Annotated in this window: 11 protein-coding genes and 1 pseudogene; 2 read left to right on the top strand and 10 right to left on the bottom strand. The window is 51.5% G+C overall.

Going from position 1 to position 7,896, the window contains the following annotated elements; all coding sequences use genetic code 11:
• Window positions 1-1,051: 1,051 nt before the first annotated feature.
• Entirely contained in the window at window positions 1,052-1,354 is a 303-nt protein-coding gene (locus VEB01_RS15310; RefSeq protein ID WP_324876908.1) for a hypothetical protein, read from the top strand.
• Between the two features lie 248 nt (window positions 1,355-1,602).
• Window positions 1,603-3,096: a multicopper oxidase family protein gene (locus VEB01_RS15305; protein WP_324876906.1), complete on the top strand. Its 1,494-nt coding sequence runs from the start codon at window positions 1,603-1,605 to the stop codon at window positions 3,094-3,096.
• A 256-nt stretch (window positions 3,097-3,352) separates the two neighbouring features.
• On the opposite strand, the gene VEB01_RS15300 is transcribed toward VEB01_RS15305, so the two are convergent.
• From VEB01_RS15300 to VEB01_RS15255, 10 genes and pseudogenes are all read right to left on the bottom strand, one after another.
• Window positions 3,353-3,625 (bottom strand): hypothetical protein, encoded by a 273-nt coding sequence (locus VEB01_RS15300; RefSeq protein ID WP_324876905.1) that lies wholly within the window; start codon window positions 3,623-3,625, stop codon window positions 3,353-3,355.
• Window positions 3,626-3,792: 167 nt separating this feature from the next.
• Complete coding sequence (locus tag VEB01_RS15295) at window positions 3,793-3,993, bottom strand: hypothetical protein (RefSeq protein WP_324876903.1); 201 nt, start codon at window positions 3,991-3,993, stop codon at window positions 3,793-3,795.
• Between the two features lie 66 nt (window positions 3,994-4,059).
• Window positions 4,060-4,236, bottom strand: a complete 177-nt coding sequence (locus tag VEB01_RS15290; RefSeq protein ID WP_324876901.1) for a DUF2283 domain-containing protein — start codon at window positions 4,234-4,236, stop codon at window positions 4,060-4,062.
• A 28-nt stretch (window positions 4,237-4,264) separates the two neighbouring features.
• Complete coding sequence (locus VEB01_RS15285; RefSeq protein ID WP_324876899.1) at window positions 4,265-4,504, bottom strand: hypothetical protein; 240 nt, start codon at window positions 4,502-4,504, stop codon at window positions 4,265-4,267.
• Window positions 4,504-4,785: a type II toxin-antitoxin system HigB family toxin gene (locus VEB01_RS15280; protein ID WP_324876897.1), complete on the bottom strand. Its 282-nt coding sequence runs from the start codon at window positions 4,783-4,785 to the stop codon at window positions 4,504-4,506. The genes VEB01_RS15285 and VEB01_RS15280 overlap by 1 nt, the downstream gene beginning before the upstream one ends.
• A gap of 245 nt (window positions 4,786-5,030) precedes the next feature.
• A complete protein-coding gene (locus tag VEB01_RS15275; RefSeq protein ID WP_324876895.1) occupies window positions 5,031-5,624 on the bottom strand; it encodes a hypothetical protein in 594 nt (197 codons plus the stop codon).
• A gap of 487 nt (window positions 5,625-6,111) precedes the next feature.
• Window positions 6,112-6,444, bottom strand: a complete 333-nt coding sequence (locus VEB01_RS15270) for a DUF5615 family PIN-like protein (protein WP_324876893.1) — start codon at window positions 6,442-6,444, stop codon at window positions 6,112-6,114.
• On the bottom strand, window positions 6,441-6,665 hold the full coding sequence (locus VEB01_RS15265; RefSeq protein WP_324876891.1) for a DUF433 domain-containing protein: 225 nt from the start codon (window positions 6,663-6,665) through the stop codon (window positions 6,441-6,443). Before VEB01_RS15265 ends, VEB01_RS15270 begins: the two co-directional genes overlap by 4 nt.
• A 425-nt stretch (window positions 6,666-7,090) precedes the next feature.
• Window positions 7,091-7,546, bottom strand: a complete 456-nt coding sequence (locus VEB01_RS15260) for an avidin/streptavidin family protein (protein WP_324876889.1) — start codon at window positions 7,544-7,546, stop codon at window positions 7,091-7,093.
• A 163-nt stretch (window positions 7,547-7,709) separates the two neighbouring features.
• Window positions 7,710-7,896 (bottom strand): annotated as a pseudogene (locus tag VEB01_RS15255) (hypothetical protein); the annotation flags it as partial.

The following is a 7,896-nucleotide window of genomic DNA, read 5'->3' as shown; positions in this document are numbered from 1 at the left end:
TTGAAACACGTTCTTTGCAATGTCCAGCCCAATTCGAGCAACCTGCATGACACTCCCCCTCTCTAGTGATTGGTATAACCCAACTCCAATCTGGCACATCCGATGCCGTAGGAGTAGGGGGAGTCCATGTCATTAGCTCAGATTCAACCAGGGTCATTAGCTCCCAGTGTAACCATTTCTGGCCATACCCAGGTCTTGGTTCCCTCCGGTATAATGCCAGTATCCATTACACACGGCGAGATTAATATAATATGAAAAAAGGGTTCTCCATACTTCTTGCCGACACCAGTAATTCTGGCAATACAATGACAGTTATTGAATGTAGCATTAACTATGGCACCTGGTTTCATATAGGTAATCTCTCATTGGTTTCACAGTCAATTTATGAGATCACTCCAAGTGAGTGAGAGTTCATCGAAGTCACGCCTGTCCGGCATCAATTAGGCTGAAAAAATAGGGCCGGCGTTTCGTAAAATAACAGAAACGGAGGACGAGAATGAAGCGAGCCCGGAATCCCGGGACGAGGCAGTAAAGCGGAGGACGGATTGACCTTACCGGAAGCCGCGAACATGACCCGTCGGACTCCACCATCGTCAGCAGACCTCTGCTTTCGCATACTCATGAATGAAAAGCCCGAGCGTTTCCACCCGGCGGACAAGCGGGTTGTTTTCATCGGCGTCGTCTGCGTCTAAAAGCTCGTTCAGGATTGAAACCGCCCGGCTCTGTATTCCGCCTCGGTATGAATCGGATAGAGCGGCGTTGCAGATCGCCTGATACTGAACCGATTCGATTCAACTTCCTTTCTTCAATCCTGCAAGACTCCCTCGGCTTGAGGATGCATGCCAGCAAAATCACGCAACACTTTGTTGCTGACCACACGCAAGCTATCGACTCCTTAAATGATTAGGATAGCGACATCGACAGCTCCAATGTCATGTCTTCAGCCGTGCGGTGCTCGATAGCTTTCGCCACCCATCTTCTCACAGATTGGATTGCCGCCGACGCCGCCCTAATCCGCGGAGCGCCCCTAAAAACCTGTAGAGAGAAAACCATGAAACACTGGCCCTTGCTACTGACGCTTACCCTGCCCTTCAGCCTCCAGGCCGAAGAACTGCCGGTCAACTACTGCAAAGATCCCAAAATCACCGCCGACTGGGAAAAGCAACTCGCCAACACCCCCGAAGACCCCCTCGTCATCAAGCTCTACGCCCTGAGAGTCGGCCTCTGCCACATGGTCGACCAAGGCCGGGTCAAACTGGAAGAAGCCATTCGGATTTGGGATATCGAACATGCGCGAAGCGTCAATGAGCGGCTTTTGGACGAAATGAAGCGCGGCCGGAAAAAAACGCTCTGACAATGCGGCGGAATACGCTTCGCTATCCTAATCTACAAGCAATTAAGCCCTTCTAACTTGTTATCTGTGAACCAAGATAAGACTAAAGCGGAAATTTAGTAGCCCTGCTGAACTGACAGTCGCTGTATTCGTCCATGCCCCGGCGCATATGATGGACGAGCAAATTCTGATACCGTTTTTTATCGGCGTGATAGCATAATGAGTCAACGGTTTTCGATCTGAAGACCTTAAGCCAAGGAGGGCTGATCATGCGCACACCCAGCAAATTTCCTTTTCTACCCGTTGCCGCCGCGTTGGCGCTCACCGGTCTTGCGGCCGCCATACTTCCGAATCCTTGGGTTGAGGCCGGCACGGAGTCGACACCTAGCGAATCAACATCCCCAGGTGGCGACGCGAGCGGTACCGGGAACGCACAGCGACAACAAGGCGGTCCTGCCGAAACATTCCAAAATCCACCGGAAATAGCCAGTTCAGACGGGGTGCTGAACGCAATGCTCACCGCCGCCAAACAGGAAATCCAGATCGGCGGGCAGAACGTTATTGCCACGGTGTTCAATGATACTTATACCCCGCCGACGCTGAGAGTTCGTCCTGGCGATACCATGAATATCGAACTGATCAATTCACTGGACACGTCGACGAATCTGCATCACCACGGCTCGAACGTATCGCCCCTGGACAATGGCGACAATGTCTTCGTCGACATCATGCCGAATACGAACTATCGGCAGAAAATCGTATTTCCCGACGCCCATTCCGCCGGTTTTCTGTGGTACCACCCCCATATGCACGGTTTGGTCGAGGCGCAGATTTTCGGGGGCATGTCGGGCGGTCTGATCGTCGAGGGTATGCTCGATCCGTTTCCGCAGTTGCACCGCATCAAGGAGCGCATCATGCTCCTCAAGGATTTTGAGAACATCGACGGGCAGATTCCTTCCGACAACATCGATAGCAATGCGGGCACGACCCGCACCGTCAACGGCATGGTCAATCCCACGCTGAAGATCCGCCCTGGGGAAACGCAGTTTTGGCGGATCGGCAATATCGGAGCGGATATTTATTACCGTCTGAAGCTCGACGATCACGTGCTTTATGAAATCGCCGCCGACGGCAACCGCCATACCCAGCTCGTGCCGCGGGACGAAATTCTATTGCCGCCGGCATCCCGCACCGAGGTGCTCATCCAAGGCGGTCGCCGTGGGATTTATCAATTGCGCACTCTGGCCGTCGACACCGGGCCCGATGGGGATCAGTATCCTGAAGTGGTGCTGGCAACCTTGATTTCCGAAGGCGCCGCGCGCGAACCGGTTCAGCTTCCGACGGCCGATCAATTTCCGCAGGTAGAGGATTTACGCGGTCAGCCTATTGCCCAACGTCGCAGCTTCCCATTCTCCGAGGATCCCGATACCAATCAGTTTTATATCGACGGCAAGCAATTCGATCCGAATCGCGTCGATACCCAGGTCAAACTCGGGGATGTGGAAGAATGGACGATCGAGAATGTGAGTAACGAAATGCACGTCTTTCACATCCATCAGCTTGATTTTCAGGTCACTGAAATCGACGGGCAGCCGATACCCTTTACCGGTCGGCAGGACGTGGTCAATCTTCCCGTGAAAAGCCAGGTCAAGGTACTTATCCCGTTCACCAATCCGGTGATCGTCGGCAAGTTCGTTTACCACTGCCATATCGTGGCCCACGAGGACAATGGCATGATGGCTACCGTGGAGGTCGTGCCCTAAAGAGGGCGCTTTGGAAGGGAGGCGGGGCGTTCGGCGGTACATGTCGAAATCGCAAACCAACCTGCGGCCACGGCACAGAACGAACCGGCCGCCCCGTCGCATCCATATGCACCCCAAGTCCATAAGCATTCAGCGTGATTGGATCCGCAGAAACCCCGCTGCCATGCTCCGGTACAAACTGGCACGCACGGCTGCACGCGTCGATGAACGGCTTTCCCGACGCAACCGGCCCAAAAGCTGGCGTTCGAAACTCGGCCTATCTTTCCTGAAGAATCTGCCCAGTCGTACGATTCTCGAACTCCGGCCATCGCTCCTCAAAAGCGAGATCGTAGATCGGATCTTCACCCAAAGCCAATAACCGACTATCGACGCACTGCGTGAAGTAGTCCCTCGCCGCGCCGGTCTCAACATAATTCTTGGCGTCGGCCAAACACTGCTTTTGAACCGACTCGACTACCCGCTGCCGCGCCGCCGGATCGGACGCGCACCCGCCGAGCAGCCCCAACAAAGCCAAAAATACGATATGCATAACGCCTCCAAATCCCTTAAGGCCCGTACTGACTCTATCCAAACAAAAAAGCCCAGTCAAAACCGGGCGTTTTCGTCAACTGTCTTGTATCTCTCTCAAATCTCAAACCCCTGCCCCGCGCGACCCCAAAAAAACGTTTGGGCAGAAGTCTAAAACTAAAAAAGCCACTAATGAGCCTTCTTGATCTCGGCGATGGCGTCTTCGAAAGGGATTTCCTCATCGTTCGACAACTTGGCCGCGTCATAAGCTCGAATTGCCTCCAACTCTTCAAGCTCCTCCAGAATCGTTTGATACTCCTCGATATCGATGACAACCGCCTTACGCTTCCCATTGGCATCCGTAACGAAATTTTCATGAAACTTAATCATATCTCAATCCCGGGCATCAGTAGAATTTTCAATGGCTTCTGTCATGCAGGGTAGCACAAGAATGATTCATGGAAGCGTGACTTCCGCCCTCTCCTTCGCATGCTCGATCGTAATCCCGCAAATATTCCCGTGCGGGTCTAAATTCAGCAAAGTGTTCTCGTCCGGGTCCCACGTTTCAGAAACCTCAACAGGCTTCAACGCGATATAAAGCGTCTCCGTATCCTGAAAATACGTAATCTTCATCGCCTGGACGTCCTATCGGAAAAAAACGCTAATGCGTCGCTTCCTTCAAGGGATGGTGGACCTTCTCATACTCATGGATGAAAAGCCCAAGCGTTTCCACCAAGCGGGCAAGCGGATTGTTTTCATCGGCGCCGCCTGCGTCCAAAAGCTCGTTCAGGATCGACACCGCCCGGTCGTATTCGGCCTCCGAGTGGATCGGATAGAGCGGAACGGCGTTGCAAATCGCCTGATAGTGGCGGATCACATCGGAAAGTTCAGTGGCTTGCATCAAGGCCTCCAGCGGTCATAGTCGGCGTGCGTCAGTACCGCACGAATGTAAAGCGTTTGTGTATTGAAATGGATAGCGGCGATCAGCCGGTAATGGTTACCGGCAATGTCAAAGACATAATAATGCCCTACTTTATCCACGGAACCGAACACCGCCTTCAACTCGCCAAAAGAACTGAACCTATTCGATTCAATCCGTTTCCGCCAATCCTGCAAAGGCTTCTCCGCGGGAGGATGCAAAACCGCAAAATCCCGTAAAGCCTTGTTGCTGACGACACGCAAGCGATCGACTCCCTAAACCGTCAGAATAACACCATCAAGAGATTGCCGGATCTGAAACCTGTCAACACGTCCGAAGCGCCAAGGAGCGGCCCTGGAAAACATGAAGCGCGGCCGGAACCAAACGCTCTGACCCTGGGGCATTAGTCAAACAACAAAAGCCTGACACCTTCGCTTAAATCCAGCAAAGTGTTCTCATCCAAGTCCCAGGTTTCCGAAACCTCGGCAAGTTTCAACTCACGTTAAGTTCAGAGGCGCACCGCGTGCAACGTGCCCGCTGCAACGCCGGGTTGGACCAAATTCGTTTGGTTGTTCGCGACTCGAAATTTCAATTCTTGAATTGCGAACTGCACTCGGCGAAATATCGCATCATTACCTTTCTTATAACCAATAATTACGATTATGTTTGGCACAGATACGATTCCATAGAGTATGAAAGCTGAAATATCGTCCGCGATAATTTCTGAAATCTGCTTTGGTGCAATGTTGAGTGCGAAACTGTTGAACTGATTGGCGCCGTACAAGAAGAGCGCCCAAACTGTAGTCATAAACCACTGAAACGCCTTTGTTCGTGCATAGGCGCGCTCGGTAACAATAGATACTCCGTCTTCAAAAGCACTGATTGTCGCCTCGGTGTCGATTCCCAAAGAATAGATATAGTCCGCCAGTCCTTGGATTTGTGGACCCTTAATTGAGTCGAAAGCGAATGTACTAGGAACAGCGAAAGCAACTGGAAATATTGGTGCGTAGATACAAGACAACAAGACGTAACTCTTGGCCTCTGCAGAAATGGCCGCATATGAAACAAGGAATGTCGCAGCAAGAAGCAGCGCAAAGCTCATAAGCGCCCACCTCCAAACAGGGCGTAGCAATTCTCCGATGCCGATGTGTAAGAATGGAAACGGGAAGAGGATGGTTCGCAAAATTGCGTCTGGGATGCCTCCGGCGGATCTAAACGTCAGGACCCTACGTTCAGTCTCCCGAATTACTTTGACGATCAAATCAATTAGTGGTGGGAGCTGATTCATATGTTTGATGTCCTCAGAAAGGGAGTCAGGGCCGAGACAATGACACCGTTGTTTCAGCCGGACCGGAGCAGTTGGAACGTCGATGACGCGTGGACGGCAACGAACGCTCTGGGCATGGGTGATCAGTCCAACAACGAAAGCCTGACACCTATTCTAGGTTGACGGGGTCAGAGTCCGTTGCAATGTGCCGCAAAGTCACGAAAAGTGCCTCAATACAAGCACCTACAAAACGAAGCGTCACAAAAAACCGTCAAAACGTGACAACGGCGTTGACACTTGGTTGACAGGGGGCAAACCCAGCTTAGAAGATCAACAAGACGCCGATTTCAGGGTCTCGATCCATGTTGGCGATATCGTCGAAGTGATCGCGGATCATTGCCTCAATCGCTGACGTTGAACAATTCCCGCGACGAATCCACAACACCTTTGGTGGAAACCCGTAAAGCAGGCTGCGCTCGTAAAAATCCGAGTCTTTGCTCACCAAAATAAACCCGTCCAGCTTCGCGCGTTCCCAGACGGCCACGTCATCCGCCCCGCCCAATCCAAGTGAATGGACATGCGACGAACCGGGGAAAAGATCGGTCAGCGCCGATGCCAGTCGGGGCGAAAGATTCTCGTCGAAAAGCAGCTTCACGCGGCGACGGACATCAAATGCCGCTCACGGTCGGCCGCATACGCCAAACACGCTTGAATGTCCTCGGCGGTCAAATACGGAAAATCTTGAAGAATCTCGGAAGGCGTCATGCCGGAAGCCAAGTACTCCAGCACGTCATACACCGTGATCCGCAAGCCCCGGATACACGGCTTCCCGCCACGTTTGCCCGGCTCGATGGTAATAATGTCCCGATAATTCATAAAAGCACCCTACATGATCAGAATTCAAAGATACTCCTGAATCCAGCCTTTGAGTACCCGTTCCTCGGTGACACCCTGGAAGATCCGCTCAAAGTCAAGCTCTATGCCCTAAGCAGGCCTCTCAACCAAGGCCAAGTCAAACTCGACGAAGCCGACATCGAACACGCCCCAAGCGTCAATGAGCGGTTGCTGGACCATATAAAGCGCGGCTGGAAACGAACGCTCGGACCCTGGGGCATTAATCAAACAACGAAGGCCGGACACCTTCTCACTAGCATTTGAGACCCTCCTTTATTTTGCTAACGCCTAACATTCAAAATAACGGGACCCGGCCAGCGGTGGACCCGACCGAAGCCCCGAACCTACCCGCGTGCGCAACGGGCCAAGAAACCTCAGACCGGGTTCCGGTTGATCACCCTGTTAGACTACTTCAATTTTAAGGACGGCGACTTCTTCTGTTCAACTGAACTAAAAATATCCTCTCCTTGGATAATTTGGCTTTTATTCGTTGATCCGTTAACGACTAGTTGCCATAAAGTAGTTATGGCACCTTGATAATAGAAACCAGTCCATGATGTAATCGAATTGCATGACTCTGCCGGATTTTCCCACTTAACAGTGAAAGTAATTGCTGTGCCATAAACCCAACCGGTTACCGGGTACGATGTGTTTTGGCAGCCGTAGCCTTGTGCTCGATTTATATAATGACCAGTTATCTGGCCGGTTGGGGCAATGCTGTCAATATAGAGAGTCGAACCGCTTTGATTCGTCCATGCTGACAAGCTTTGTATCGCCTGCTGTGGGGCTTCCAGTGCCACGGCGATATTGGCCCAGAGCATGGAAACAACTAGAATAAAGGTCAAACGAAAGCTATTTATCATTATCTCTCCTGTTAAGCAATTAATTGGTGTTTGATAGATATGATCGCTACATTAATAGTCTATTATTTAACCTCCACTTTTTAGGTATTTTTAAATAACAGTATTAACCACAAGCCTGAAGATGTTGGGATTTTTGACTTGTGGGTAAAAGAGAAAAACTTACTTAAATGCCTGTTTGTTTTTGAAATGTCAAAAAGCCTAATGTGAAGTAGGTGTCAAGTCCCGCCTGTTTATAAACCTTCTTGCGAAAGAGATGGGGATGGGAGGTTTGCCAGTTTTTGAGAGCTTGAACGGGGGTGAGATGGCCCAAGGCCCGCTGTGGGATGTGCTGGTTGTAGAGGGCGACAAGC

Origin of the sequence: Methylocaldum sp., from assembly GCF_035627495.1 — a bacterium.
GTDB lineage: Bacteria > Pseudomonadota > Gammaproteobacteria > Methylococcales > Methylococcaceae > Methylocaldum.
This window is presented reverse-complemented; position numbering and strand designations above follow the sequence as displayed.